At 66.9% G+C, this 25825-nt stretch carries 27 protein-coding genes; 18 read left to right on the forward strand and 9 right to left on the reverse strand.

Annotation, left to right across the window (positions count from 1 at the left end; genetic code table 11):
• Positions 1 to 69 precede the first annotated feature (69 nt).
• On the forward strand, positions 70 to 954 hold the full coding sequence (lpxL, locus tag CFB43_RS16970) for a lauroyl acyltransferase LpxL (RefSeq protein WP_089495827.1): 885 nt from the start codon (positions 70 to 72) through the stop codon (positions 952 to 954).
• A 21-nt stretch (positions 955 to 975) separates the two neighbouring features.
• On the opposite strand, the gene CFB43_RS16975 is transcribed toward lpxL, so the two are convergent.
• Complete coding sequence (locus tag CFB43_RS16975) at positions 976 to 1278, reverse strand: HigA family addiction module antitoxin (RefSeq protein ID WP_089457101.1); 303 nt, start codon at positions 1276 to 1278, stop codon at positions 976 to 978.
• Positions 1279 to 1291: 13 nt separating this feature from the next.
• Positions 1292 to 1570, reverse strand: a complete 279-nt coding sequence (locus CFB43_RS16980) for a type II toxin-antitoxin system RelE/ParE family toxin (RefSeq protein ID WP_089495828.1) — start codon at positions 1568 to 1570, stop codon at positions 1292 to 1294.
• 384 nt (positions 1571 to 1954) lie between these two features.
• On the opposite strand from CFB43_RS16980, the gene dapF reads away from it, so the two are divergent.
• From dapF to CFB43_RS17030, 9 genes are all read left to right on the forward strand, one after another.
• Positions 1955 to 2824, forward strand: coding sequence for a diaminopimelate epimerase (gene dapF, locus CFB43_RS16985; protein ID WP_089441252.1), 870 nt, complete (start codon positions 1955 to 1957; stop codon positions 2822 to 2824).
• A 37-nt stretch (positions 2825 to 2861) separates the two neighbouring features.
• Entirely contained in the window at positions 2862 to 3590 is a 729-nt protein-coding gene (locus CFB43_RS16990; RefSeq protein WP_089495829.1) for a DUF484 family protein, read from the forward strand.
• 14 nt (positions 3591 to 3604) lie between these two features.
• Positions 3605 to 4525 (forward strand): tyrosine recombinase XerC, encoded by a 921-nt coding sequence (xerC, locus tag CFB43_RS16995; RefSeq protein WP_089495830.1) that lies wholly within the window; start codon positions 3605 to 3607, stop codon positions 4523 to 4525.
• A gap of 76 nt (positions 4526 to 4601) precedes the next feature.
• Positions 4602 to 5816 carry a class I SAM-dependent rRNA methyltransferase gene (locus CFB43_RS17000; protein WP_089495831.1) on the forward strand — a complete coding sequence of 405 codons (1215 nt, stop codon included), beginning with the start codon at positions 4602 to 4604 and terminating at the stop codon, positions 5814 to 5816.
• A gap of 200 nt (positions 5817 to 6016) precedes the next feature.
• A complete protein-coding gene (locus CFB43_RS17005; RefSeq protein ID WP_089431838.1) occupies positions 6017 to 7096 on the forward strand; it encodes a CobW family GTP-binding protein in 1080 nt (359 codons plus the stop codon).
• 497 nt (positions 7097 to 7593) lie between these two features.
• Positions 7594 to 8010, forward strand: a complete 417-nt coding sequence (gene dksA / locus CFB43_RS17015) for an RNA polymerase-binding protein DksA (protein ID WP_006477498.1) — start codon at positions 7594 to 7596, stop codon at positions 8008 to 8010.
• A 238-nt stretch (positions 8011 to 8248) separates the two neighbouring features.
• Entirely contained in the window at positions 8249 to 8785 is a 537-nt protein-coding gene (gene hslV / locus CFB43_RS17020) for an ATP-dependent protease subunit HslV (protein WP_011353540.1), read from the forward strand.
• A gap of 10 nt (positions 8786 to 8795) precedes the next feature.
• Entirely contained in the window at positions 8796 to 10139 is a 1344-nt protein-coding gene (gene hslU, locus CFB43_RS17025) for an ATP-dependent protease ATPase subunit HslU (RefSeq protein ID WP_089495832.1), read from the forward strand.
• A 177-nt stretch (positions 10140 to 10316) separates the two neighbouring features.
• Positions 10317 to 10679: a hypothetical protein gene (locus CFB43_RS17030; protein WP_089495833.1), complete on the forward strand. Its 363-nt coding sequence runs from the start codon at positions 10317 to 10319 to the stop codon at positions 10677 to 10679.
• Between the two features lie 10 nt (positions 10680 to 10689).
• On the opposite strand, the gene CFB43_RS17035 is transcribed toward CFB43_RS17030, so the two are convergent.
• From CFB43_RS17035 to CFB43_RS17045, 3 genes are all read right to left on the reverse strand, one after another.
• On the reverse strand, positions 10690 to 11232 hold the full coding sequence (locus CFB43_RS17035) for a response regulator transcription factor (RefSeq protein WP_021156278.1): 543 nt from the start codon (positions 11230 to 11232) through the stop codon (positions 10690 to 10692).
• 13 nt (positions 11233 to 11245) lie between these two features.
• Positions 11246 to 12667 (reverse strand): ATP-binding protein, encoded by a 1422-nt coding sequence (locus CFB43_RS17040; RefSeq protein ID WP_089495834.1) that lies wholly within the window; start codon positions 12665 to 12667, stop codon positions 11246 to 11248.
• Positions 12668 to 12757: 90 nt separating this feature from the next.
• Entirely contained in the window at positions 12758 to 12982 is a 225-nt protein-coding gene (locus tag CFB43_RS17045) for a cysteine-rich CWC family protein (protein WP_089495835.1), read from the reverse strand.
• A 305-nt stretch (positions 12983 to 13287) separates the two neighbouring features.
• On the opposite strand from CFB43_RS17045, the gene argB reads away from it, so the two are divergent.
• From argB to CFB43_RS17090, 7 genes are all read left to right on the forward strand, one after another.
• Positions 13288 to 14187 carry an acetylglutamate kinase gene (argB, locus tag CFB43_RS17055; protein WP_006490510.1) on the forward strand — a complete coding sequence of 300 codons (900 nt, stop codon included), beginning with the start codon at positions 13288 to 13290 and terminating at the stop codon, positions 14185 to 14187.
• The gene (locus tag CFB43_RS17060; protein WP_089495836.1) at positions 14184 to 14975 is read left to right on the forward strand and encodes a pyrimidine 5'-nucleotidase; all 792 of its coding nucleotides are present in this window, start codon (positions 14184 to 14186) and stop codon (positions 14973 to 14975) included. Before argB ends, CFB43_RS17060 begins: the two co-directional genes overlap by 4 nt.
• On the forward strand, positions 14942 to 15607 hold the full coding sequence (slmA, locus tag CFB43_RS17065) for a nucleoid occlusion factor SlmA (RefSeq protein WP_089495837.1): 666 nt from the start codon (positions 14942 to 14944) through the stop codon (positions 15605 to 15607). Before CFB43_RS17060 ends, slmA begins: the two co-directional genes overlap by 34 nt.
• 267 nt (positions 15608 to 15874) lie before the next feature.
• Positions 15875 to 17020, forward strand: a complete 1146-nt coding sequence (metX, locus tag CFB43_RS17075) for a homoserine O-succinyltransferase MetX (RefSeq protein WP_089457109.1) — start codon at positions 15875 to 15877, stop codon at positions 17018 to 17020.
• A complete protein-coding gene (metW, locus tag CFB43_RS17080; RefSeq protein ID WP_006755281.1) occupies positions 17017 to 17625 on the forward strand; it encodes a methionine biosynthesis protein MetW in 609 nt (202 codons plus the stop codon). The genes metX and metW overlap by 4 nt, the downstream gene beginning before the upstream one ends.
• A gap of 123 nt (positions 17626 to 17748) precedes the next feature.
• Complete coding sequence (locus CFB43_RS17085) at positions 17749 to 19170, forward strand: AmpG family muropeptide MFS transporter (protein ID WP_089426578.1); 1422 nt, start codon at positions 17749 to 17751, stop codon at positions 19168 to 19170.
• Positions 19160 to 20197, forward strand: coding sequence for a M48 family metallopeptidase (locus CFB43_RS17090; RefSeq protein WP_089495838.1), 1038 nt, complete (start codon positions 19160 to 19162; stop codon positions 20195 to 20197). Before CFB43_RS17085 ends, CFB43_RS17090 begins: the two co-directional genes overlap by 11 nt.
• A gap of 30 nt (positions 20198 to 20227) precedes the next feature.
• On the opposite strand, the gene CFB43_RS17095 is transcribed toward CFB43_RS17090, so the two are convergent.
• Complete coding sequence (locus CFB43_RS17095; RefSeq protein ID WP_089495839.1) at positions 20228 to 21172, reverse strand: AraC family transcriptional regulator; 945 nt, start codon at positions 21170 to 21172, stop codon at positions 20228 to 20230.
• A gap of 227 nt (positions 21173 to 21399) precedes the next feature.
• On the opposite strand from CFB43_RS17095, the gene CFB43_RS17100 reads away from it, so the two are divergent.
• Positions 21400 to 22452: an NAD(P)-dependent alcohol dehydrogenase gene (locus CFB43_RS17100; RefSeq protein WP_089495840.1), complete on the forward strand. Its 1053-nt coding sequence runs from the start codon at positions 21400 to 21402 to the stop codon at positions 22450 to 22452.
• 123 nt (positions 22453 to 22575) lie between these two features.
• Here the strand turns inward: CFB43_RS17100 and CFB43_RS17105 are convergent, their stop codons facing one another.
• The 3 genes from CFB43_RS17105 to gatB form a co-directional block, all read right to left on the reverse strand.
• Positions 22576 to 23349 carry an exodeoxyribonuclease III gene (locus CFB43_RS17105; RefSeq protein WP_089495841.1) on the reverse strand — a complete coding sequence of 258 codons (774 nt, stop codon included), beginning with the start codon at positions 23347 to 23349 and terminating at the stop codon, positions 22576 to 22578.
• A gap of 40 nt (positions 23350 to 23389) precedes the next feature.
• On the reverse strand, positions 23390 to 24229 hold the full coding sequence (locus CFB43_RS17110) for a polyphosphate kinase 2 family protein (RefSeq protein WP_089495842.1): 840 nt from the start codon (positions 24227 to 24229) through the stop codon (positions 23390 to 23392).
• A 118-nt stretch (positions 24230 to 24347) separates the two neighbouring features.
• Positions 24348 to 25823: an Asp-tRNA(Asn)/Glu-tRNA(Gln) amidotransferase subunit GatB gene (gene gatB, locus CFB43_RS17115; protein WP_089495843.1), complete on the reverse strand. Its 1476-nt coding sequence runs from the start codon at positions 25821 to 25823 to the stop codon at positions 24348 to 24350.
• Positions 25824 to 25825: the final 2 nt, after the last annotated feature.

Raw genomic sequence — 25825 nt, forward strand, 5'->3', positions numbered from 1 at the left:
GCTGCATCTTCCGCTGTCTCACCACCCTGTTCGCAAAGCGCCGGCCAGCCGGTCCCACGGAGGTTTCGCATGCTAGGTCGTCTAGCCACGCACCTCGCCATTGGCTTGCTGAAACTGCTCGCCCTGTTGCCGTACGGCCTGACCGCACGGTTCGGCGATGGTCTCGGCTGGCTGCTCTACAAGATCCCCAGCCGGCGAAAGCGCATCGTACACACCAATCTGAAACTCTGCTTCCCTGACTGGAGCGACGAACGCCGCGAGGAAATTGCCGGGCAGCATTTCCGCCATGCGATCCGCAGCTACGTCGAACGCAGCGTGCAGTGGTTCGGCTCGGAGAAAAAGCTCGCGAAGCTGATCCAGGTCGACAGCGCGGTCGACCTCGACGATCCGGACCTGCCGCCGACGCTGTTCCTCGGCCTGCATTTCGTCGGCATCGAGGCCGGCTCGATCTGGCTGAATCGTTCGCTGCATCGCCGCTGCGGGTCGCTCTACCAGCCGTTCTCGAACGCGGTGCTCGAGGCAGAGGCGAAGAAGGCGCGCGGGCGTTTCGACGCCGAGATGGTCGGCCGCGCGGACAGCGCGCGCGTCGTGCTGCGCTGGCTGCGCGACCGCAAGCCGGTGATGCTCGGCGCCGACATGGACTACGGGCTGCGCAATTCGACGTTCGTGCCGTTCTTCGGCGTGCCCGCCTGCACGCTGACGGCGGTCGGCCGGCTCGCGAAGACGGGCCGCGCGCAGGTCGTGCCGTTCATCGGCGAGGTGCTGCCGAACTACAAGGGCTACCGTCTGAAGGTATTCAAGCCGTGGGATCACTACCCGACCGGCGACGACGATCTCGACGCGCGGCGGATGAACGCATTCCTCGAGGAACAGATTCCGCTGCTGCCCGAGCAATACTATTGGGTCCACAAGCGCTTCAAGACGCGCCCGAACGGCGAGCCGAGCCTGTACTGAGCCATGCTCATGAGAGCGCGGTCACGTGCGTGCCCGCGCTCTCGCCACCTTGGGCACGCCTTTCGCGCGCGCCTGCCACAAGTCGTAAGCGGATTGCTGGGCGAGCCACAGATCCGCGCGACCGCCGTTTTCCTCGCCAAGCCACGCCTCGATGCGCAACGCCATTTCCGGCGAGATCCCCGCATGACCATGCAGAATGCGCGACAACGCCGCACGCGTGACGCCGAGTTGCGCCGCGGCCTCGGTGACGGTCAGGCCGAATGCCGGCAACACGTCGTCGCGCAGCGATTCGCCTGGATGCGGCGGATTGAAGATGCGAGTCATCGCTTGAATCACCTCAGTGGTAGTCCTGGTAATCGACCGGAACAGCGTCGGCACCCTCGAAGCTGAACGTCAGACGCCAGTTGCTGCTCGCGCTCACCGCGAAACGGCCGTCCAGTCCCCGGGCAAGGCCGTGAAACCGCCAGCCCGGCACGTTCATGTCGAGCGGCCGGCTCGCGACGTCGAGACGTGCAAGCTGGCGCCGTAACCTTGGCGCATGGTCGGGCCGGATGCCCGCCTTGTTCCCGTTCGTGAAACACGCTTCCAGCCCCTTGTGCTGCCACGACTTGATCATGGATCTCCCAGATTCGAGTCACGATGTCGACAGCATGGCCCATGCGTATAGCCACACTATACGAATCGCTTGATTGCGTTGTCAATTTGACCTGTACGAAAGTACGCGTCCGCGCCATCCCGTGTTTTCGCCGAACCCTGCTGGCACCACGACAGGCCCGTCACACCGCATCAATCTGCCCGCCTGTCGCACACGCGACCAGTCGACCGATCGGCAGATGTACCCCATTTCGCCCCCACCCGCCTCCGCCCGCGCAGGACGCCCCCTGTCGGCTGCATGTATCATTTGCGGTTGAGATCAGCACGACGAACGAGGCCGCCCGGCATGGCGCGGCGTCACGCGCGCCGCGCTGACCGCCTTGTTCGCCATGGAAATCCGGACCCAGTGAAACTCTCGTTCACCAAGATGCACGGCGCGGGCAACGACTTCGTCGTGCTCGACGGTTATTCGCGCGCATTGCCGCCGCTCACCGAAGCGCAGGTGCGTGCGCTCGCCAACCGCCACTTCGGCATCGGCGCCGACCAGCTGCTGCTCGTCGAGAAACCGACCGTCGACGGCGTCGATTTCAAGTACCGGATCTTCAATTGCGACGGCGGCGAGGTCGAACACTGCGGCAACGGCGCGCGCTGCTTCGTGAAATTCGTCAGCGACCGCGGCCTGACCGACAAGCGCAGCGTGCGCGTGCAGGTGATGAAGGGCCTGATCACGCTGACGATGCAGGACAACGGCGAAGTCGTCGTCGACATGGGTGCGCCCGTGTTCACGCCGGCGCAGGTGCCGTTCGACGCAGCGGGCCTCGACGGCCGGACCGAGGGTCGCGACACGCTGTGGCCGCTCGACGTCGGCGGTGCGACGCGCTGGATCTCGACGGTGACGATGGGCAACCCGCACGCGGTGCAGGTCGTCGACGACACCGAGGCGTATCCGGTGCTCGAGGAAGGCCCGCTGATCGAGCACCACGCGCGCTTCCCGGAGCGCGTGAACGCCGGCTTCATGCAGATCGTGTCGCGCAGCGAAGTAAAGCTGCGCGTGTACGAACGCGCGGCGGGCGAGACGCTCGCGTGCGGCACCGGCGCGTGCGCGGCGGTCGCGGCCGGTATCCGGCGCGGCCTGCTCGATTCGCCGGTGACCGTGCACACGCACGGCGGCACGCTGACGATCAGCTGGGACGGCGCGCGCGACGAAGCCGCCGCGCTGATGATGGCCGGCCCCGCCACGACCGTGTTCGAAGGCGAGATCGACCTGAACGTCTGACCCTGCAACGTCCTTGATAACTGAACGCCCCAGCCACATGAACGATCGCGAAGTCGCCGACTACCTGCTCGCCAACCCCGAATTCTTCGCGCAGCACGCCGAATTGCTCGCGACGATCCGCCTCGCGAACCCGCACGGCAAGGCCGCGATCTCGCTGCAGGAGCGGCAGATGGAGATGCTGCGCGACAAGAACAAGCATCTCGAGCGCCGGCTCGCCGAGCTCGTGCGCTACGGCCACGAGAACGACAGCCTGTCCGCGAAGTTCAGCCGCTGGACGGCACGCGTGATCGCGGAACGCGATCCGTATGCGCTGCCGCGCACGATCGCCGACGGCATCGCCGAAGTCTTCGACGTGCCGCAGACGGCGCTGCGCGTGTGGGATGTCGCCGACACCTACTCGCAGGCCGACTTCGCGCGCCAGGTCGGCGAGGAAGTGCGCCTGTTCACGAACGGGCTGTCGACGCCGTACTGCGGTGCGAACACGGGCTTCGAGGCCGCGCAGTGGCTCGCGCCCGCGATCGCCGCCCCGGCCGCGCATGCGGCGGAAAGCGCGGAAGCCGCGTCTTCCGCCGGCGACGGCTCGGCCGCGTCGGTCGCGCTGCTCGCGCTGCGTGCGCCGCTCGCGGGCAACGATGCGCCCGCGTTCGGCCTGCTCGTGCTCGGCTCGCCCGACCCGCGCCGCTTCCACGACGGGATGGCCACCGACTTCCTCGCGCAGATCGCGACGCTCGCGAGCGCCGCGCTCACGCGCCTGCTGCCGCACTGATCCTGCCGCACGCGATGACAGACGATCCGATCGCCGCCTACCTGTCGAACCTGAAGCACGTCAGGCAGCTGTCGGAACACACGCTGCGCGGCTACACGCACGAACTCGACGAGCTGAAGAGGCTCGCGAACGGCCGGCCGCTCGAAGCGCTGACGGCCGCCGACATGCGCGGCGCGGTCGCGCGCGCACATTCGGGCGGGCTGTCCGCCCGGTCGATCTCGCACCGGCTGTCCGCGTGGCGCGCGTTCTACCGCTGGCTCGCGCAGCGCGTCGAGATGCCCGCGAACCCGGTCGCCGCGGTGCGCGCGCCGAAACGCGCGAAGACCTTGCCGAAGGCGCTGTCGGTCGACGATGCTTCCGTATTGATGGACGCGCCGCTTGCCAACACGACCGAAGGCATTCGCGATCACGCGATTCTCGAGCTGTTCTATTCGTCGGGGCTGCGCCTCGCCGAGTTGATCGGGCTCGACGTGATGTACACGCAGGCCGACGGCTACCGCTCGACCGGCTGGCTCGACCTCGCCGAAGCCGAAGTCACCGTGCGCGGCAAGGGCAACAAGGAGCGCAAGGTGCCGGTCGGCCGCAAGGCGATCGATGCGCTGAACGCGTGGCTCGCGGTACGCGGCGAATTCGTGAAGCACGATCCGCATCCGCTGTTCGTGTCCGTGCGCGGCAACCGGATGTCGCCGGGCGTCGTGCGCGAGCGCGTGAAGCGCGCGGCGCTCACCGCGGGCATCCCCGCCAACGTCCATCCGCACGTGCTGCGCCACTCGTTCGCGACGCACGTGCTGCAGTCGAGCGGCGACCTGCGCGCGGTGCAGGAGCTGCTCGGCCACGCGAGCGTCTCCGCGACGCAGGTCTATACATCGCTCGACTTCCAGCATCTCGCGAAGATTTACGACAGTGCGCACCCGCGCGCGAAGAAGCGCGACTGACGCGCGTCCCGTGTTACCCGCCGCGCGCGGCGACCGGCCACGGTCGGCGTCGCGCACGGCCCATTTCGATCTCATCATGCAAACCGTCACCCTCAAGCCGTCCAAGGAAAAATCGCTGCTGCGCCGCCATCCGTGGATCTACGCCAATGCGATCGACCGCGTCGACGGCAAGCCCGCGCCCGGCGCGACCGTGATCGTGCGCGCGCACGACGGCCGCTTCCTCGCGCGCGGCGCGTACAGCCCGCAATCGCAGATCCGCGTGCGCGTGTGGAGCTTCGACGAGAACGAGCCGATCGACCACGCGTTCTTCAAGCGCCGCGTGCAGCGCGCGGTCGCGCACCGCACGACGATGGTGTCGGGCACGGGCGCGGTGCGGCTCGTGTTCGGCGAAGCCGACGGGCTGCCGGGGCTGATCGTCGACTACTACGTCGCGGACACCGCCGAAGCCGGCGCCGCCCCGCGCGGCCAGCTCGTCTGCCAGTTCATGGCCGCGGGCGTCGAGGCGTGGAAGGACGCGATCGTGAAGGCGCTCGTCGGCGCCACGGACTGCCCGAACGTCTACGAGCGCTCGGACGTGTCGATCCGCGACAAGGAAGGGCTCGAACAGACGACCGGCGTGCTGGCCGGCGATGCGCCGCCCGCGACACTGATCTCGAACGAAAACGGCGTGCGTTATCACGTCGACGTGCCGAACGGCCACAAGACGGGCTTCTACGTCGACCAGCGCGACAACCGCGCGCTGGTGGCGCAGTACGCGGCCGGTCGCGACGTGCTGAACTGCTTCTGCTACACGGGCGGCTTCTCGCTCGCGGCGCTCAAGGGCGGCGCGAAGCGCGTCGTGTCGATCGACTCGTCGGGCGATGCGCTCGCGCTCGCGCAGCAGAACGTCGTCGCCAACGGCTTCGACGCCGAACGCGCGACCTGGCTCGACGCCGACGCATTCAAGACGCTGCGGCGCCTCGTCGATGAAGGCGAGCGTTTCGACCTGATCGTGCTCGATCCGCCGAAGTTCGCGCCGACGCGCGACAGCGTCGATCGCGCGGCGCGCGCGTACAAGGACATCAACCTGAGCGGCTTCAAGCTGCTGCGTCCGGGCGGCCTGCTGTTCACGTACTCGTGCTCCGGCGCGATCGACATGGACCTGTTCCAGAAGATCGTCGCGGGCGCGGCCGCCGACGCGAAGGTGGACGCGCGCATCCTGAAACGCCTCGGCGCGGGCGTCGATCACCCGCTGCTCGCGGCCTTCCCGGAAGGTGAATATCTGAAGGGCCTGCTGTTGCAAATCGTCTGATCGCCCCGATCTACGCGCGTAACCGTTCGCCGGCCGCGCCCTGGCGCCCGGCGGATCCGCGCTCCCGCCTGTCGTTCGGACGACGGGCGAGGGCTTGACAGGTATGTTTCAATGGATGGTTGTGCGCCCCGGCTGGCAAAGCCCCGGGCGCGATGCACATCCTGGTTTTGACCCCGATTCACGAACCACAGGCGATTGACATGGCCACTCCCGTCACCATCCTCACCGGCTTCCTCGGCAGCGGCAAGACGACGCTGCTCAAGCGCATCCTGAACGAACAGCACGGCATGAAGATCGCCGTGATCGAGAACGAGTTCGGCGAAGAGAACATCGACAACGAAATCCTCATCCAGGATTCGAACGAGCAGATCATCCAGATGAGCAACGGCTGCATCTGCTGCACGATCCGCGGCGACCTCGCACGCACGCTCGGCGAGCTCGCCGCGAAGAAGCGCGAAGGCAAGCTCGACTTCGACCGCATCGTGATCGAAACGACCGGCCTCGCGAATCCGGGCCCGGTCGCGCAAACCTTCTTCATCGACAGCGAAATCGCCGACGATTTCCTGCTCGACGCGGTCATCACGCTGGTCGACGCGAAGCATGCGAACGCGCAGCTCGACGAGCACGAAGTCGTGCAGCGCCAGGTCGGCTTCGCCGATCGCCTGTTCATCACGAAGTCGGACCTGGTCGACGACCAGACGGTGGCCGGCCTCAAGCACCGCCTGATGCACATGAACCCGAAGGCCGCGATCAAGGTCGTGAACTTCGGCGAAGCGGACATCAAGGAAATCTTCGACCTGCGCGGCTTCAACCTGAACGCGAAGCTCGAGATCGACCCCGACTTCCTCGCCGAGGACGATCACGCGCATCACCACCACGATCACGACCATGATCACGATCACGCCAGTTGCGACCACGATCACGGTCAATGCGCGCACGATCACGACCATGGCCACCACCATCACCACCACGCGCACCACGACGACAAGATCAAGTCGTTCGTGTACCGCAACGACCGCCCGTTCGACCCGAACAAGCTGGAAGACTTCCTCGGCGGCATCCTGCAGATCTACGGCGAGCGGATGCTGCGCTACAAGGGCGTGCTGTACATGAAGGGCGTCGATCGCAAGGTCGTGTTCCAGGGCGTGCATCAGATGATGGGCAGCGACCTCGCGTCGAAGTGGCTGCCGGTCGAGAAGAAGACGAACAAGATGGTGTTCATCGGCGTCGATCTGCCGCAGGACCTGATCACCGACGGCCTCGACGCCTGCCTCGCCTGACGCGCGCGGGCAACCCGCCGCACATGCCGCCGCGAGGCCGCCGCGCAGGCGGCTGCGGCGGCCGGGAGGCGCCCTTTTTGGGCAGGGTTTCGCCGTCATCGCTTTTTCGCGATTTGCGCGTTATATTTTCTAGATATTGGCGCAGCCGACGGGGATCGACCCGATACGGCGCCCGCTTGCGATTCAGTTACAATACGAGCCCGCTGGAGTACGGCAACAAACAGGCCCGGTTCTTGCTGAACCAGTTTTCCGGGCATCGCAACCGCGCCGGATCGCCAATCCGCCTCCCGGCCGCGGCCGATGCGATGTGCCGCGCAGCACACCGGTTCGCAGCGCGCGCAACTCCGCGCCAGGCCTATCCTGGTATTTGAGAACCGGTTTTCCAGAGGCTTTCGGCCCCGCGGCGGCAAATCGCAAATGATTGCAAGCGCGGTTGCGGGTAATCCCAAAGTGCAGGCAATATCTATCGATTTGCCGCACATTGAAGAAGCAAGCAGATGACGAAGAAACTCTTGACCGAAGCCGAAATCCTGAAGATGAGCGACAAGGATTACATGAATGAGGATCAGCTCGCCTTCTTCAAAAATCGGCTCGAACAGTTGCAGGCGGACATCCTCAAGAATGCAGGCCAGACGACCGAGAACCTGCGCGAGACGGTGATCGTGCCCGACCCCGCCGATCGCGCGACGATCGAGGAAGAGCACGCGCTCGAACTGCGTACGCGCGATCGCGAACGCAAGCTCCTCAAGAAGGTTCAGCAGTCGCTCGCCCGCATCGATTCCGGCGATTACGGCTGGTGCGAGGAAACCGGCGAGCCGATCGGCATTCCGCGCCTGCTCGCGCGTCCGACCGCCACGCTGTCGCTCGAGGCGCAAGAGCGCCGCGAGTTGCGCCAGAAGCTGTTCGGCGACTGATCGAGCGGCGTTCCGCTCAGACACGCTGCTTCCCGAAAGCGCGCGGCCTGCCGCGCGCTTTTTGTTTTTCCGGCACCGGTTCCCCGCCAGCCGCCGATTTGCCCCACCCGCCTCTTGATATCCCGGCGCCCGCCCTAAAATGAAACGGACGCGCGCCGGGCCGCTTCCCGGCGCACTGCGAGTTACGCGGCGGCGCCTCGCGCCCCCGACTCTTCCCCGTTTTTCTCAAGGAACGCAGATGGAGCAATTTCACGGCACGACCATCGTTTCGGTCCGGCGCGGCGACAAGGTCGCGCTCGGCGGCGACGGCCAGGTAACCCTCGGCAACATCGTCATGAAGGGTGGCGCGCGGAAAGTGCGGCGGATCTACAACAACCAGGTGCTGGTCGGATTCGCGGGCGGCACCGCCGATGCGTTCTCGCTGCTCGACCGCTTCGAGGCGAAGCTCGAGAAGCACCAGGGCAACCTGACCCGTGCGGCCGTCGAGCTCGCGAAAGACTGGCGCACCGACCGGATGCTGCGCCGCCTCGAGGCGATGCTGATCACGGCCGACGCCACCACCACGCTCGTCATCACCGGCAACGGCGACGTGCTCGACCCCGAGGAAGGCATCTGCGCGATCGGCTCGGGTGGTGCGTATGCGCAGGCGGCAGCCCGCGCGCTCGCGGAGAACACCGAGCTGTCGCCGCGCGAGATCGTCGAGAAGTCGCTCGAGATCGCCGGCGACATGTGCATCTACACGAACCACAACCGCATCATCGAAACGATCGAGTAAGGACCGCACCATGAGCACCATGACCCCTGCCGAGATCGTCTCGGAACTCGACAAGCACATCATCGGCCAGGCGAAGGCGAAGAAGGCCGTCGCGGTCGCGCTGCGCAACCGCTGGCGCCGCCAGCAGGTCGCCGACCCGCTGCGCCAGGAAATCACGCCGAAGAACATCCTGATGATCGGGCCGACGGGTGTCGGCAAGACCGAAATCGCACGCCGCCTCGCGAAGCTCGCCGACGCGCCGTTCATCAAGATCGAAGCGACCAAGTTCACCGAAGTCGGCTACGTCGGCCGCGACGTCGACAGCATCGTGCGCGACCTGATCGAGATCTCGGTCAAGCAGACGCGTGAAACCGAGATGCGCAAGGTGCGCAGCAAGGCGACCGACCAGGCGGAAGACCGCATCCTCGACATCCTGCTGCCGCAACCGCGCGCAGTGGGCTTCGGCGGCAACGCCGAGCACGCGAACGACGACAACAACGTGACGCGTCAGACGTTCCGCAAGCGCCTGCGCGAAGGCCAGCTCGACGACAAGGAAGTCGAGCTCGACCTCGAGCAGCCGTCGGCCGGCATGGACATCATGGCGCCGCCGGGGATGGAAGAGATGACCGAGCAGATCCGCTCGATGTTCTCGAACCTCGGCAGCGGCAAGAAGCAGCGCCGCAAGGTGAAGATCAAGGAAGCGCTGAAGCTGCTGACCGACGAGGAAGCGGCGAAGATGCTCAACGACGAGGAAGTGAAGACGAAGGCCGTGCAGAACGTCGAGCAGAACGGCATCGTGTTCCTCGACGAGATCGACAAGATCACGTCGCGCAACAACGAAGGCAGCGGCGGTGAAGTGTCGCGCCAGGGCGTGCAGCGCGACCTGCTGCCGCTCGTCGAAGGCACGACGGTCAACACGAAGTACGGGATGGTGAAGACCGATCACATCCTGTTCATCGCGAGCGGCGCGTTCCACCTCGCGAAGCCTAGCGACCTGATTCCGGAACTGCAGGGCCGCTTCCCGATCCGCGTCGAGCTCGACTCGCTGTCGGTGAACGATTTCGAAGCGATCCTCATCGCGACCGACGCAAGCCTCGTCAAGCAGTACCAGGCGCTGCTCGCGACCGAAGACGTACAGCTCGAATTCGCCGACGACGGCATCCGCCGCCTCGCGGAGATTGCCTATTCGGTCAACGAGAAGACCGAGAACATCGGTGCGCGCCGGCTGTACACGGTGATCGAGAAGCTGCTCGAGGAAGTGTCGTTCTCGGCCGGCAACCACGCCGGCGAGCGCGTGACGATCGACGCGAAGTATGTCGACCGCGCACTCGGCGAAGTGTCGCAGGACGAAGACCTGTCGCGCTACGTGCTGTAACGCGCGCGGCGTCGGACGAAAAACGGGCGGCCCCTGACGGGGTCGCCCGTTTTTTTATCGCCATGCGATACGGCGCACGGACTGCCCCCGGAGCGAGGCTGATGGCAAGCGTTTCGGTGCGTCCCTATAATCTGGACTCCTCTGACTACGAACGGACGCATTCGTCACCGCCTCCGAATGACCATCTATCCGTCCATCGCCGGCCGAATCGTGCCGGCCCTGCTCACGCTCACGCGCGCCGACATCCTGTCGCTCATGCGCCGGATCAGGCGGGAGTCGCTGCGGCGCTACAACGTCGCGTTCGTACTCGCATGGCTCGGTACGCTGGCGGGTATCGCGCTCGCCAGCGTGGCGTTCAGCGTCGGCATCCAGTCCATCGCGACCGGCGTATCGGCAAAGCCGTGGCCACTGGCCGTTCCGCTCGTGATCGGCGGGTTCGCGCCGTTTCTCGCGAACCTCATCTACTCGACGCTCATCGCGCGCCTGCTGAAACGCGAGATCGTCGCCTGCCTGTCGCGGGCCTCGCGCTCGCCCGTCTGACGCGTCCCGCTTACTGCCGCACCGGCTTCTTCGCGAGCTTGCGCTGCAGCGTGCGGCGGTGCATGTTCAGCGCACGCGCGGTCGCCGAAATATTGTTGTTGTTCTCGGCCAGCACGCGCTGGATGTGCTCCCATTCGAGCCGGTCGACCGACAGCACGACCGGATTCTCCAACGCTTCGTCGGCCTGCACTTCGGTCGCGTTGGTCTGCAGCGCGGCCAGGATCGACTCGACGTTCGCGGGCTTCGCGAGATAGTTGTCGGCGCCTTCCTTCACCGCCTGCACGGCGGTCGCGATGCTCGCGTAGCCCGTCAGCACCAGGATCCGCGCGTCGGGCTGCAGGTCGCACAGCGGTGCGATCAGGCTCAGGCCCGAATCCTCGCCGAGATGCAGGTCGACGGTGATGAACTGGAACTTGCCGCCCGCGGCGAGCCGCAGCGCCGCCTCCTTGTCGTGCGCCTGCTGGACCGCGTAACCGCGCCGCTCGAGGCCGCGCGCGAGCGTGCCCGCGAACACCTCGTTGTCGTCGATCACCAGGAAATTGTTCTCGCTCATGTGGTTTCTCCGTCTACGTGTTGGTTGAGGCGGCCGATGCCGCGACGCGCACGACCGGCAGCCGCAGCACGGCCCGCGTGCCGCGCGCGGCGGTCGTACCGGCCGGGCGGCTGTCCGGCGGCGTGCCGCTTGTCCGTTCGGCGACGCGCTGGCCCGCGCGCGGTGCCGATCCCGCCGCGGCGTGACCATTCGCCGCACTGCCGGCCCGTCCGTTGCCGCCCGCCGCGCGCGGCACGACATCGGACAGTTCGATCTCGCCGCCGAGCCGCGCGGCCGCGCTGAACGCGAGATACAGGCCGACCCCGTGCCCGCCCTGCGTGCTGTCGACCGGCATCGCGCCGAGCGATTCGCGCAGTGAGGCCGGAATGCCGGGCCCGTCGTCGCATACCTCGAATTCGATCTCGTCGGCCGTGCCGGCGTGCGCGACCTTCGCGGCCAACGTCACGCGCCGCGGGCTCGCGCGCGCGGCGTTGTCGAGCAGGATCGTCAGGATCTGGCCGGCCGCGACCGTGTCGTCGAGCGCGACGCCCGCCGGGCGCGCGCCGAGCAATTCGAACTGCACGTGCGGATGCCGCAGGCGCCAGTGCTCGACGAACGTGTCGAGCCAGTCGTCCACCGGCTGGCGGCTCGCGGGCGCGCTCGCGCGGCTGCGCAGGCGCGCGAGCGCCGACGTGCAGAGCGTCATCTGTTCCTCGAGCACCTTCAGGTCGGCCTCGTAGCGGGCCAGCCCCGGATCGTCGCGGGCCGCGTCGCGCAGCTCTTCGGCGAGCATCGCGATCGTCGACAGCGGCGTGCCCATTTCGTGCGCGACGGTGGCGGCCTGCACGCCGAGCGCGACCGCCCGCTCGTCGCGCAGCAGGTGCTGTTGCGCCTCGCCGAGCGCCGCGTCGCGCTGGCGCAGCGCATTCGACATGCGCGCGACGAACCACGCGATCAGCCCGACGCTGACCATGAAGTTCGCCCACATCCCGGTACGGTAGTAGTCGAACAGGTTCGCGGGATTGTCCATGTTGAGCGGCACCGAGTCGAAGCCGAGCGCCGCGTAGCACGCGACCGCGAACGCCGCGAGCCAGATCATCAGGTGCCACGGCAGCACGGCCGCCGCGATCGCGAGCGAAGGCAGGTACAGCGACACGAACGGATTGGTCGTGCCGCCCGACAGGAACAGCAGCGCTGACAGCGCGCCGAGGTCGACCCACAATTGGCCGAGCAGCTCGAAATTGGTCTCGGGCCGCGCACGCAGCACGCGCACCCAGGTCAGCGCGTTGAAAACGATTTCGAGCGCAATGACCATCAGCATCGCCGGCAACGGCAGATGCACGCCGAAATAGGTCTGCACGACGCCGATCGTCACGAGCTGGCCGATGATCGCGAGATTGCGGAGCCAGAACAGGTGACTGAGGTTGACGCGCCCGGTGGTGGTGATTCGTTGCATCCGAGCAGTTTACCCGTTTAGCGGGCGGCGCCTCTAGCGGGGCCGGATCGGAGCGCATTGAACGGGACGCCCCGTGAGCGGCCGATGCCGTCAGCCGGCCGCGCCGGCCATCCGCTGCGCGATCTCGTTGGCCAGGCACTCGGGGCAGCGGCAGCGGGCGCCGGCCGCGGGCGGCGTACCGCCGGGCAAGACCGGCATCGACGCGCACCAGCACTCGAACGGCTGCGTGCGGGCGCCGCAGTCGAAGCTGCGCCCGCAGTGCGGGCACCGTGCACGGCGCGGGGCGGAACGGGCGTCGACGGCAAGATCGGTCATGGCTGAGCGCTCGAGCGGGCGGGAAGCCGCCCTACGCGACAAGCATAGCGCGGCGAACGGATTTTGCACGCCGGCCGTTCGGCCGAGGGCCATCGCGAACGCTCGCGAACCGCCCCTCCGCCGACGCCCGCGCAGCGCTGCCCGTCGCGCGGCGCACATCGCGCCGCGCCATAGCCGGCGGGCCGCCGCGCGCGGTGCCCGGGCCGCGCCACCGGTGTTCCGGCCCGTCCAAAAACCCGATGCTGCGCTGCGCCACTCCTGTACAATTCGCCGTGTTTCAACCGTTCCCAGCCAGAGCCGCCGCCATGTCCGAGCCCATCGACCTCTCGCAGATCGCCCCCACGCTGAAAGCAGAAATCCTCGCCGAGGCACTGCCGTACATTCGCCGTTATCACGGCAAGACCGTGGTCATCAAATACGGCGGCAACGCGATGACGGAAGAGCGGCTCAAGCAAGGCTTCGCGCGCGACGTGATCCTGCTGAAACTGGTCGGCATCAATCCGGTGATCGTCCACGGCGGCGGTCCGCAGATCGATCACGCACTGAAGAAGATCGGCAAGGCCGGCACCTTCATCCAGGGCATGCGCGTCACCGACGAAGAGACGATGGAAGTCGTCGAATGGGTGCTGGGCGGCGAAGTGCAGCAGGACATCGTGATGCTGATCAACCACTTCGGCGGCCACGCGGTGGGCCTGACGGGCAAGGACGGCGGCCTGATCCATGCGCGCAAGCTGCTGATGCCGGACCGCGACAACCCGGGCCAGTACATCGACATCGGCCAGGTCGGCGAAGTCGAGGCGATCAACCCGGCCGTCGTGAAGGCGCTGCAGGACGACGCGTTCATCCCGGTGATCTCGCCGATCGGCTTCGGTGAAGATGGCCTCTCCTACAACATCAACGCCGACCTCGTCGCGGGCAAGCTCGCCACGGTGCTGAACGCCGAGAAGCTGCTGATGATGACCAACATCCCGGGCGTGATGGACAAGGACGGCAACCTGCTGACCGACCTGTCCGCACGCGAGATCGATGCGCTGTTCGAAGACGGCACGATCTCCGGTGGCATGCTGCCGAAGATCTCGTCGGCGCTCGACGCCGCGAAGAGCGGCGTGAAGTCGGTGCACATCGTCGACGGCCGGATCGAGCACTCGGTACTGCTGGAAATCCTGACCGAGCAGCCGTTCGGCACGATGATCCGCTCGCATTGAGCAAGCGCAGCAAGACCGCCACACCCGACTTGCCGGCCCCGCTGCGGCGCCGGCGCGTGTCGCGCAGCCGGCCCCGCGCCGGCGCGCCGGTGTGGCTGTTCGATCTCGACAACACCCTTCACCACGCATCGCACGCGATCTTTCCCGAGATCAACCGCGCGATGACGCAGTACATCATCGACGCGCTGCAGGTCGAGCGCGCCGAAGCCGACCGCCTGCGCACCGGCTACACCGAGCGCTACGGCGCCGCGCTCCTCGGCCTCACGCGCCATCATCCGATCGACCCGCACGACTTCCTGCGCGTCGTCCACACGTTTTCCGACCTGCCGGCGATGGTGCGCGCCGAGCGCGGCCTCGCGCGCATCGTCGCCGCGCTGCCGGGCCGCAAGCTGATCCTGACCAACGCGCCGGAGAACTATGCGCGCGCGGTGCTGCGCGAGCTGCGCATCGAGCGGCTGTTCGAGCGCGTGATCGCGATCGAGCACATGCGCGACCGGCGCACGTGGCGCGCGAAGCCCGATCACACGATGCTGCGCCGGACGCTGCGTGCCGCGAACGCACGCATGGCCGACACGATCCTCGTCGAGGATACGCGCGGCCACCTGAAGCGCTACAAGCGTCTCGGCATCGGCACGGTATGGATCACGGGGCACCTGCCGGACCATCTGCCGGTTACCGGACGCCCCCACTATGTCGACCAGCGCATTCGTTCGTTAAAATCGCTGCGACTGGGCACACGATCGGGGCGACAAAAATGCAGCCGACTTACCCGCAGGACCAAGCCGTAAAGGAAGACCAGGCCACACCCACCCGCGCGCGCCCGAAACCGGGCGAGCGCCGCGTGATGATCCTGCAGACACTCGCGACGATGCTCGAGGCGCCCAAGCCCGAGAAGATCACGACCGCCGCGCTCGCGGCCCGGCTCGACGTGTCGGAAGCCGCGCTGTACCGGCATTTCACCAGCAAGGCGAAGATGTACGAAGGGCTGATCGAGTTCATCGAGCAGGCCCTCTTCGGGCTCGTCAACCAGATCGTCGCGAAAGAGCCGAACGGCGTGCAACAGGCACGCACGATCGCACTGACGATGCTCAATTTCGCCGCGAAGAACCCCGGCATGACACGCGTGCTGACCGGCGAGGCGCTGGTCGGCGAGGACGAGCGGCTCACCGAGCGCGTGAACCAGCTGCTCGACCGCATCGAGGCGACCGTCAAGCAATGCCTGCGCGTCGCGCGCACCGAGGCGAACACGCCGCAGGACGGCGCGCTGCCGTTCGTGCTGCCGGCCGACTACGATCCGGCTGCCCGCGCGAGCCTGCTCGTCAGCTACGTGATCGGCCGATGGCACCGCTTCGCGAAGGGCGGGTTCCAGAAACCGCCGGGCGAGCAGGCCGACGCGCATCTGCGGCTGATCCTGCAGTGAGATGACGCGGGCGCGGCGGCCCCGCCTCCGCGCCCGAATCCGCGCGCCGCGATTTCCGCTATACTTTGCCGACTGTCGCCCCTCGGGCGGCAGCCAGACACGCGCCGATTTGCTGACTCGATTGCGGGCGCGCGAACCAGCCAGGGCCTCGATTCGTCCTCGTCCCGGCGGTTCACTACAAATGCGGCTAAAGAGGTCGTCAGCCGCGCATCTCCGACTCCGCGCATCGCCGACACCATTTAGCTGCCCAGTCATAAGGCGGAACGAATGGAATCGATCGGCATCGTCGCTCCACAGACCATGCACTTCGCCGAACCGCTGCGCTTGCAAAGCGGCAGCGTGCTCGGCAACTATCAGCTCGTCGTCGAGACGTACGGCGAACTCAACGCCGCGCGCTCGAACGCGGTGCTCGTCTGCCACGCGCTCAACGCGTCGCACCACGTCGCCGGCGTCTACGCGGACGATCCGCGCAGCACCGGCTGGTGGGACAACATGGTCGGCCCGGGCAAGCCGCTCGACACCAACCGCTTCTTCGTGATCGGCGTGAACAACCTCGGCTCGTGCTTCGGCTCGACCGGCCCGATGAGCGTCGACCCGTCCACCGGCAAGCCGTACGGCGCAAGCTTTCCGGTCGTCACCGTCGAGGACTGGGTGCACGCGCAGGCGCGCGTCGCGGATGCCTTCGGCATCGAGCGCTTCGCCGCGGTGATGGGCGGCAGCCTCGGCGGGATGCAGGCGCTCGCGTGGAGCCTGATGTATCCGGAGCGCGTCGCGCACTGCATCGACATCGCGTCGACGCCGAAGCTGTCCGCGCAGAACATCGCGTTCAACGAGGTCGCGCGCTCGGCGATCCTGTCCGATCCCGATTTCCACGGCGGCGACTACTACGCGCATGGCGTGAAGCCGAAGCGCGGCCTGCGCGTCGCGCGGATGATCGGCCACATCACGTACCTGTCCGACGACGACATGGCCGAGAAATTCGGCCGTGCGCTGCGCCGCGCCGACGGCGCGCTCGACGCGTACAACTTCAGCTTCGACGTCGAGTTCGAGGTCGAGTCGTACCTGCGCTACCAGGGAGACAAGTTCGCCGACTACTTCGACGCGAACACCTACCTGCTGATCACGCGCGCCCTCGACTACTTCGATCCGGCGAAGGCGTTCGACGGCAACCTGACGGCCGCGCTCGCGCACACGCAGGCGAAATACCTGATCGCGAGCTTCTCGACCGACTGGCGTTTCGCGCCGGCCCGCTCGCGCGAGATCGTGAAGGCGCTGCTCGACAACAAACGCACGGTCAGCTACGCGGAAATCGATGCGCCGCACGGCCACGACGCGTTCCTGCTCGACGACGCGCGCTATCACAACCTGATCCGCGCGTATTACGAACGAATCGCCAACGAGGTGGGCGCATGAACCAGCAAGCGCTGAATTCCCTGTCCGCGCGCGCGGACTTCCGCACGATCGCGCGCTGGGTCGAACCGCGCTCGACGGTGCTCGACCTCGGTTGCGGCGACGGCTCGCTGCTCGCGCTGCTGATGGAAGAACTGGACGTGACCGGCTACGGGATCGAGCTGAACGACGCGGGCGTGCTCGCGAGCGCGAAGAACGGCATCAACGTGATCCAGCAGAACCTGGAAGACGGCCTGCGCCTGTTCGAGGACCACAGCTTCGACATCGCGATCCTGTCGCAGACGTTGCAGACGATCCACCAGACGGCCGCGATCCTGCGCGAAACCGCGCGGGTCGGGCGCGAATGCATCGTATCGTTCCCGAATTTCGGCTACTGGCCGCACCGGCTGTCGGTGCTCAACGGCCGGATGCCGGTGTCGAAGTCGCTGCCTTACCAGTGGCACAACACGCCGAACGTCCGGGTGCTGACGATCGAGGATTTCGAGGCGCTCGCGCCCGAAGTCGGCGTGACGATCCTCGACCGCGTGGTGCTGCACGAAGGCCAACCGATTCGATGGGGAGCGAACTGGCGTGGTAGTCTTGCTGTCTACCGCGTCAAGCGCAGCTGAGCCGGGGAGCCGTTGACGGACGCCGTCGGCGCGCCCGCACGCACGTGCGGCCGCGCCGCTGCACGACCCGCGCCGCCGCCTGCGCTGCCGCCGCAATCAGTCAACGCTATCCAGTTCCAGTCCATGTCGAAAACGCCACACGAGGCGCCCGCACTCACCGCTCACGAGGATCACCCCGGCTGGCGCGCCTACCTGAACACGCACATGCTGATCTGCGTGTTCCTCGGTTTCACGTCGGGTCTGCCCCTCTTCACGCTCGTCTACCTCGTGCAGGCCTGGCTGCGCTCCGAGGGCGTGAACCTGAAGGAAATCGGCCTGTTCGCGCTGATCCAGTTCCCGTACACGTGGAAGTTCCTGTGGGCGCCGCTGATGGACCGCTACGTCCCGCGCCTGCCCGGCTGGCGGCCGGGCCGCCGGCGCGGCTGGCTGCTGCTCACGCAGCTGCTGGTCGCGGGCGCGATCGCCGCGCTCGGCTTCGTGTCGCCGCGCGACTCGATCTGGACGGTCGCCGCGCTCACCACGCTCGTCGCGTTCTTCGGCGCAAGCGCCGACATCGTGATCGATGCGTACCGCCGCGAATTGCTGCGCGACACCGAGCAGGGCCTCGGCAACGCGATCCACGTGAATGCGTACAAGCTCGCCGCGCTGATTCCCGGCTCGCTGGCGCTGATCCTGTCCGACCACCTGCCGTGGGACGTCGTGTTCGCGCTCACCGGCGCGTTCATGCTGCCTGGCATCCTGATGACGCTCGTGGTGCGCGAGCCCGAAGTGATCGGCGCGCCGCCGCGCAACCTGCGCGACGCGATCGTGCTGCCGTTCCGCGAATTCATCCAGCGCGACGGCTGGGCCGGCGCGCTGCTCGTCATCGCGTTCATCTTCCTGTTCAAGATCGGCGACACGATGGCCACCACGCTGTCGACGTCGTTCTTCCTCGACATCGGCTTCTCGCGCACCGAGATCGGCATCGTCGCGAAGACCACCGCGCTCGTCGCGAGCGTCGCCGGCGGCATCATCGGCGGCGTCTGGCTCGTGAAGATCGGCATCGGCCGCGGGCTGTGGATCTTCGGCGCGCTGCAGATGGTGTCGACGCTCGGCTTCGCGTGGCTCGCGCAGCTCGGCCCCGGCTCGCCCGTGCTCGCGGTGCTCTACGACTTCACCGTATCGACGAGCCATGCGATCGCGTCGGTGCTGTCGGTGTTCGGCATTGCGGTCACCCCGCAATTCAGCCCGATGACGGTCGCGCTCGCGCTCGTCTACGGCGTCGAAACCTTCACCACCGGCCTGACGATGGCCGCGTTCGTCGCGTACATCGCGAGCACGACCGACCCGCGCTATACGGCCACGCAGTTCGCGCTGTTCACGAGTCTCGCGTCGGTGCCGCGCACGCTCGCGTCGGCCGCGAGCGGCTTCATCGTCGCGAAGATCGGCTGGTTCGACTACTTCATCGTGTGCACCGCGCTCGCGATTCCCGGCATGCTGCTGCTGTTCAAGATCGCGCCGTGGAACGGGACCGCCCGCAATGGCGAGGCCAGCCGTGCGCAGTAACGGCCTGCACCGCCTCGCGCGCGTTGCGGCTTCGTTGAGCGTCGGCGCCGCGGCGCTCGCCGCGGGGTTCGCCCATGCGACCGACACCGCCGCAGGCTCCGCGCCGGCCGCTGCTTCACCGTCGGCGAATTCAACGCCCGCCGCCCCTGCTCAGCCGCCCACCGCCGAACCCGCGCAGCCGACCGGCGCCGCCGCATCGACGAAGGCGTATGCGCAGACATCGCAGCAGGTCCGCTACGGCGACGCCATTGCCTTCCGCACGCTGATCCCGTCGCCGCTGCTCGAGCAGCTCACCGCGAACGAATACGCGCAGATCGTGCAGGCGGCCGCCGACAGCAACCGCCTGCTGCCGGCGAACCAGCCGCGCGTGAAGCGCCTGCGCGCGATCGTCGCGAAGCTCGCGCCGTATTCGGTGAAATGGAACGACCGCGTGAAGAGCTGGGCGTGGGACGTCAACGTGATCCGCTCGCGCGACATTCGCCTGACCTGCCTGCCGGGCGGCAAGGTGCTCGTGTACGGCGGCCTGCTCGACCGCGTCCGCCTGAACGACGACGAGCTCGGCGTACTGCTCGCGCACGGCATCGCGCATGCGCTGCGCGAACACGCGCGCAGCAACTTCAGCGCGACCTCGCAGACGTCGCTGCGCGCGGCTGCGCTGCCGCCACTGTTCGGCGTCGGCGAGCCGCTGCCGCAGGCGCTGAACCTCGGCGAGCGCCTGCAATCGCTCCACTACGACCCGACCGACGAGACCGAAGCCGACGTGATCGGCGGCGACATCGCCGCCCGTGCGGGCTTCGATCCGCGCGCGGCGATCACGTTGTGGGACAAGCTCGCGGTCGCGACACGCGGCAACAAGGCGACGGGCTTCATCTATACGCACCCGTACAGCACCGCCCGCCGTCAGGACCTGCTGAACCGCCTGCCGGATCTCATGCCGCTGTACGCGAAGGCCGTGGGCAAGCGCGTCGACACACTGCCCGACTACGCGGGCATCAGCGCGCAGCGGCGCAAGGTCGTGCGGCGCTGAGCGACCCGCGCGGCCGCTCGCGACGCCGCCCTACCCATCCACCTCCGCCGCGACCGGCCGCGCGCCGCTTTCGCGCATCCAGCGCACCTCGTCACCCGGGCTGCGGCCGAACAGCCGTTTGAACTCGCGGCTGAACTGCGACGCGCTCGCATAGCCGACACGCGAGGCCGCCGCACCGGCGCCGACGCCGTCCTGCACCATCATCAGCCGCGCCTGGTGCAGCCGCGCGGCCTTCACGTACTGCATCGGCGACGTCGCCGTCACGTGCTTGAACTGCGCGTGGAACACCGCGAGGCTCATGCCCGCCTCGCGCGCGAGCGTCTCGACGTCGAGATCGGCCTTCAGGTCCGCATGGATGCGCCGCAGCGCCTTCGCGATGCGGCCGAAGTGATGCTGCTGGACGAGCGCCGCGCGGATCGCGTCGCCCTGCTCGCCCGTCAGCACCCGATACGCGATCTCGCGCATGATCGCGGGGCCCAGCACGCGCGTGTCGTGCGGCGACGCGAGCGCTTCGAGCAGTCGCAGCACGGCATCCGCCAGCGGCGCGTCGAGCGGCGTCGAATCCACGCCGAGCGGCTCGCTGACGGGCGCACCGAGCGTCTCGTCGAGCAGGATCGCGAGCTCGGCGATCACCGCGAGATCGACGCGGATCGAGATCGCGAGAAACGGCTCGTCCTGGCTCGCGAAGGTCTCGCATTCGAACGGCAGCGGCACCGACAGCACGAGATACTGCTGCGCGTCGTACACGAACGAACGCTCGCCGAGATAGCCGAGCTTGCGCCCCTGGCACACGACGACGATGCTCGGCTCGTACAACACGGGCATGCGCGGCGCCGGACGGCTCACGCGGATGAAGCGCACGCCGTCGAGTGCCGCGAGCGTGTCGCCCTCGTTCGGCGCGAGGCGCGTATGCAGCTCGACCATGCGGCGCTGCACACGATCGCCCGTGTCGGTGAAAAGGGGCTCGAAGCTCATCTGCGTGGTCCTGTCCGGCAAGAGAATCTGGCTCGCAATGTAGCACCTTGAACGTGTTTTGACGGCTGTTTGCATGCAGTTCGAGAGGAATAGGCAAATCTTCCAGACCTTCGGGTATTTCACTGCGGCGCCGCGCTCCTTACGATGACGTCCTGCCTCGCCGCATCGCCACATGATGCGACGGCAGTCTGTTTCGCCGGATGCTTTCCGGACAAGGAGCCCATCGCATGAGCACTACCTATGCCTACGCGGCGACCGATTCGCGCTCGCCGCTCGCCCCGTTCGAATTCCAGCGTCGCGCGCTGCGCGACCTCGACGTCCAGATCGACGTCCTCTACTGCGGCGTCTGCCACTCGGACCTGCACCAGGCCCGCAACGAATGGCGCAACACGATCTATCCGGTCGTGCCGGGCCATGAAATCGTCGGCCGCGTGACCGCGACCGGCCCGGATGTGACGCGCTTCAAGGTCGGCGAGCTGGTCGGCGTCGGCTGCCTCGTCGATTCGTGCCGCACCTGCGCGAGCTGCGAAGAAGGCCTCGAGCAATATTGCGAAAACGGCTTCGTCGGCACCTACAACGGCCAGGATCGCGTGACGGGCGACATCACGTTCGGCGGCTATTCGACGCAGCTCGTCGTCGACGAGGCGTTCGTGCTGCGCGTGCCCGAGACGCTCGACCCGGCCGGCGCCGCGCCGCTGCTGTGCGCGGGGATCACGACCTACTCGCCGCTGCGGCAGTGGAACGTCGGCGCCGGCAAGAAGGTCGGTATCGTCGGGCTCGGCGGCCTCGGCCACATGGGCGTGAAGCTGGCGCGCGCGATGGGGGCGCACGTCGTGCTGTTCACCACGTCGCCGTCGAAGATCGAGGACGGCAAGCGGCTCGGCGCGCACGAAGTCGTGATCTCGAAGGACGAGGCGCAGATGAACGCGCACCTGAACAGCTTCGACTTCATCCTGAACACGGTCGCCGCGCAGCATGACCTGAACCCGTTCCTGCACCTGCTGAAGCGCGACGGCACGATGACGCTGGTCGGCGCGCCGGAGCACGACCATCCGTCGCCGCAGGTGTTCAACCTGATCTTCAAGCGCCGCCGCCTCGCCGGCTCGCTGATCGGCGGGATCGCGGAAACGCAGGAGATGCTCGACTTCTGCGCGGAGCACGGGATCACGTCGGATATCGAAACGATTCCGATGCAGCAGATCAATGCGGCCTACGAGCGGATGCTGAAGAGCGACGTGAAGTACCGGTTCGTGATCGACATGGCGTCGCTCAAGCAGTAAGCGCCGAAGGCGACACGCACGATCGCCGCTCCAAACGAAACGGGCCGCATGTTCGACATGCGGCCCGTTTTCGCCTCCGGCTGCTGCGCGCGCGGCGCAGCGCGGAACGTCACTCGCGGAACATCACTTCTTGTAGTCGTAGTCCACCGTCAGCGGCGCATGGTCGCTGAACTTGATGTCCTTGAAGATCGACGTGCTTTTCGCGGTGCCGGCGATACCCGGCGTCGCGATCTGGTAATCGATCCGCCACCCGACGTTCTTCGCATACGCCTGGCCGCGGTTGCTCCACCACGTGTACTGCTCCGGGCGCTGATCGAGCGTGCGGAACACGTCGACATAGCCGACATCGTCGAACAGCTTCGTGAGCCACTCGCGCTCTTCCGGCAGGCAGCCCGAATTCTTCTGGTTGCTCTTCCAGTTCTTGATGTCGATTTCCTTGTGGACGATGTTCACGTCGCCGCACAGGATCACCTCGCGCTTCTTCTTCAGCGCGGCGAGGTGCGGCATGAACTCGTCCATGAAGCGGTACTTCGCCTGCTGGCGCTCTTCGCCGCTCGAGCCGGACGGCACGTACACCGACACGACCGACAGCTTGCCGTAGCGCGCCTCGACATAGCGCCCTTCGGCATCGAATTCGCTGCTGCCGAAGCCGATGATCACGTCATCGGGCTCGCGGCGGCTGTACACGCCCGCGCCGCTGTAGCCCTTCTTCTCGGCGTGGTGGAAATAGCTCTTGAAGCCGTGCGGTTCGACGAATTCACTGGGCAGGTCGTCGGCCGAGACCTTGATTTCCTGTACGCACACGCAATCGGCGTTCTGTTCGCCGAGCCACTCGAAGAAGCCCTTCTTCGCGGCGGAGCGGATGCCGTTCAGGTTGGCGGTAATCACTCGCATCATGTCGGATTCCGTTCAGTTCGATGTTTTTCAGGGGGGCAGCTTAGCGGATCTTCACGCCTTCGAGTTCGGGCTTCGGCGGCGGGAATTCCAGCTTCATGTCGGTCATCGTGCGCAGCAGCAGCTCGGCGATCATCACGTTGCGGTGCGTCTTCGAGTTCGCCGGGATCACGTACCACGGCGCATGCTCGGCGGACGTCGCGGCGAGCGCGTCGCGGTAGGCGGACTGGTACGCGTCCCAGTGCTTGCGCGCGTCGAGATCGGAGATGTCGAACTTCCAGTGCTTGGTCGGATCGTCGATACGCGCCTGCAGCCGCGCGCGCTGCTCGTCTTTCGAGATGTGCAGGAAGCACTTGATGATCGTCGTGCCGTTCTCGACCAGCATCGTCTCGAAATCGCGGATCTGCCGGTAGCGGCGCTCGCATTCCTTCGTGTCGATCAGGTCGAGCACGCGCGGCACGAGCACGTCTTCGTAGTGGCTGCGGTTGAAGATCGCGAGCTCGCCCGCGGCCGGCACCTGCGCATGCACGCGCCACAGGAAGTCGTGCGCGGCCTCGATCGGCGTGGGCGCCTTGAACGGCACGACGCGCAGGCCGAGCGGATCGACCTCGCGGAACACCGCGCGCACGGTGCCGTCCTTGCCGCTGGTATCCATCCCCTGCAGCACGAGCAGCACGCGCTTCTTCTGCTGCGTGTGCAGGCGCTCCTGCTGCACGTCGAGCTCGGTCGACACGGCCGACAGCCGTGCGCGGTCGTCGTCCTTCGAACCGGACGAGAACGGCTTCGCGGCCGGGTCGAACGCATCGAGCTTGAATGCTGCGGCTTCCTTCTCGCGCGTGCAGTACGGCACGCGGAAATCGTCGAGCGACGGTTGTTTCGCCATTCGTTCCTCCGTTGGACGCTGTGGTGCATACGATAACGCATCCACCAAACGCAACGGGCCGCCCCGATCCGGTTCGGGGCGGCCCGTCGTCATGCGCGGGTCAGGCGCGCGGTCATGCTCAGCCGAGCTTCTTCTTCAGCAGTTCGTTGACCTGCTGCGGATTGGCCTTGCCCTTCGTCGCCTTCATTGCCTGGCCGATCAGCGCGTTGAACGCCTTTTCCTTGCCCGCGCGGAATTCCTCGACCGACTTCGCGTTCGCCGCGAGCACTTCGTCGATGATCGCTTCCAGCGCGCCGGTGTCGGAGATCTGCTTCAGCCCCTTCGCGTCGATGATGCGGTCGGCCGCCCCTTCGTCGTCGGCCTTCTCGTCCCAGATCGTCGCGAAGATTTCCTTCGCGATCTTGTTCGAGATCGTGCCGTCGGCGATGCGCTGCAGCACGAGTGCGAGCTGCGCGGCCGAGACCGGAATCGCGTCGATTTCGATGCCGTCGCGGTTCAGCTGCGACGAAACGTCGCCCATCAGCCAGTTCGCGGCAATCTTCGCATTCGCGGTGCCGGCCTTCGCGACCACGGCCTCGAAGTACGCGGCCATCGCCTTGCTCGACGTCAGCACGCCTGCGTCGTACGCGGACACGCCGTATTCGTCGGCGAAACGCTGCTGCATCGCGGCCGGCAGCTCGGGCATCCCGGACTGCACGCGCTCGATCCAGTCCTGGCCGATCACGAGCGGCATCAGGTCGGGGTCGGGGAAGTAGCGGTAGTCGTGCGCGTCTTCCTTGCTGCGCATCGAACGCGTCTCGCGCTTGTCCGGATCGTAGAGGCGCGTTTCCTGCACGACTTCGCCGCCGTCCTCGATCAGCTCGATCTGGCGACGCACTTCGTAGTTGATCGCTTCCTCGAGGAACCGGAACGAGTTCAGGTTCTTGATTTCCGCACGCGTGCCGAACTTCTCCTGGCCGACCGGGCGCACCGACACGTTCGCGTCGCAGCGGAACGAGCCTTCCTGCATGTTGCCGTCGCAGATACCGAGCCACACGACGAGCCCGTGCAGCGCCTTCGCGTAGGCCACGGCCTCGGCCGCGCTGCGCATTTCCGGCTCGGTGACGATCTCGAGCAGCGGCGTGCCCGCGCGGTTCAGGTCGATCCCGGTCATCCCGGCGAAGTCTTCGTGCAGCGACTTGCCTGCGTCTTCCTCGAGGTGCGCGCGGGTCAGGTTGACGGTCTTCTCATACGCTTCCTTGCCGGCCTTCTCGTTGGCGGGCACCTGAATCGTGATCCGGCCGCCCTGCACGACCGGAATCTCGTACTGGCTGATCTGATAGCCCTTCGGCAGATCGGGGTAGAAATAATTCTTGCGCGCGAAGATGCTGCGCGGCGCGATGGTCGAGCCGATCGCGAGGCCAAAGCGGATCGCGCGTTCGACCGCGCCGCGGTTCAGCACCGGCAGCACGCCCGGCAGCGCCAGGTCGACCGGGCAGGCCTGCGTGTTCGGCTCGGCGCCGAACTGCGTCGATGCGCCCGAGAAAATCTTCGAGACGGTCGACAGTTGCGCGTGCGTCTCGAGACCGATGACGACTTCCCATTGAGTAGCCATAT

This window comes from Burkholderia sp. AU15512, from assembly GCF_002223325.1.
Taxonomy (GTDB): domain Bacteria; phylum Pseudomonadota; class Gammaproteobacteria; order Burkholderiales; family Burkholderiaceae; genus Burkholderia.

Coding starts and splice junctions, on each gene's coding strand:
- gatB (WP_089495843.1), bottom strand. CDS start 25,823: ATGGCTACTCAATGGGAAGTCGTCATCGGTCTCGAGACGCACGCGCAA.
- CFB43_RS17000 (WP_089495831.1), top strand. CDS start 4,602: ATGCAAACCGTCACCCTCAAGCCGTCCAAGGAAAAATCGCTGCTGCGC.
- hslU (WP_089495832.1), top strand. CDS start 8,796: ATGAGCACCATGACCCCTGCCGAGATCGTCTCGGAACTCGACAAGCAC.
- CFB43_RS17030 (WP_089495833.1), top strand. CDS start 10,317: ATGACCATCTATCCGTCCATCGCCGGCCGAATCGTGCCGGCCCTGCTC.
- metX (WP_089457109.1), top strand. CDS start 15,875: ATGGAATCGATCGGCATCGTCGCTCCACAGACCATGCACTTCGCCGAA.
- argB (WP_006490510.1), top strand. CDS start 13,288: ATGTCCGAGCCCATCGACCTCTCGCAGATCGCCCCCACGCTGAAAGCA.
- xerC (WP_089495830.1), top strand. CDS start 3,605: ATGACAGACGATCCGATCGCCGCCTACCTGTCGAACCTGAAGCACGTC.
- CFB43_RS16975 (WP_089457101.1), bottom strand. CDS start 1,278: ATGACTCGCATCTTCAATCCGCCGCATCCAGGCGAATCGCTGCGCGAC.
- lpxL (WP_089495827.1), top strand. CDS start 70: ATGCTAGGTCGTCTAGCCACGCACCTCGCCATTGGCTTGCTGAAACTG.
- metW (WP_006755281.1), top strand. CDS start 17,017: ATGAACCAGCAAGCGCTGAATTCCCTGTCCGCGCGCGCGGACTTCCGC.
- CFB43_RS17085 (WP_089426578.1), top strand. CDS start 17,749: ATGTCGAAAACGCCACACGAGGCGCCCGCACTCACCGCTCACGAGGAT.
- slmA (WP_089495837.1), top strand. CDS start 14,942: ATGCAGCCGACTTACCCGCAGGACCAAGCCGTAAAGGAAGACCAGGCC.
- CFB43_RS17110 (WP_089495842.1), bottom strand. CDS start 24,229: ATGGCGAAACAACCGTCGCTCGACGATTTCCGCGTGCCGTACTGCACG.
- CFB43_RS17105 (WP_089495841.1), bottom strand. CDS start 23,349: ATGATGCGAGTGATTACCGCCAACCTGAACGGCATCCGCTCCGCCGCG.
- CFB43_RS17040 (WP_089495834.1), bottom strand. CDS start 12,667: ATGCAACGAATCACCACCACCGGGCGCGTCAACCTCAGTCACCTGTTC.
- CFB43_RS17005 (WP_089431838.1), top strand. CDS start 6,017: ATGGCCACTCCCGTCACCATCCTCACCGGCTTCCTCGGCAGCGGCAAG.
- CFB43_RS16990 (WP_089495829.1), top strand. CDS start 2,862: ATGAACGATCGCGAAGTCGCCGACTACCTGCTCGCCAACCCCGAATTC.
- dksA (WP_006477498.1), top strand. CDS start 7,594: ATGACGAAGAAACTCTTGACCGAAGCCGAAATCCTGAAGATGAGCGAC.
- CFB43_RS17100 (WP_089495840.1), top strand. CDS start 21,400: ATGAGCACTACCTATGCCTACGCGGCGACCGATTCGCGCTCGCCGCTC.
- CFB43_RS17045 (WP_089495835.1), bottom strand. CDS start 12,982: ATGACCGATCTTGCCGTCGACGCCCGTTCCGCCCCGCGCCGTGCACGG.
- CFB43_RS17035 (WP_021156278.1), bottom strand. CDS start 11,232: ATGAGCGAGAACAATTTCCTGGTGATCGACGACAACGAGGTGTTCGCG.
- CFB43_RS16980 (WP_089495828.1), bottom strand. CDS start 1,570: ATGATCAAGTCGTGGCAGCACAAGGGGCTGGAAGCGTGTTTCACGAAC.
- CFB43_RS17095 (WP_089495839.1), bottom strand. CDS start 21,172: ATGAGCTTCGAGCCCCTTTTCACCGACACGGGCGATCGTGTGCAGCGC.
- hslV (WP_011353540.1), top strand. CDS start 8,249: ATGGAGCAATTTCACGGCACGACCATCGTTTCGGTCCGGCGCGGCGAC.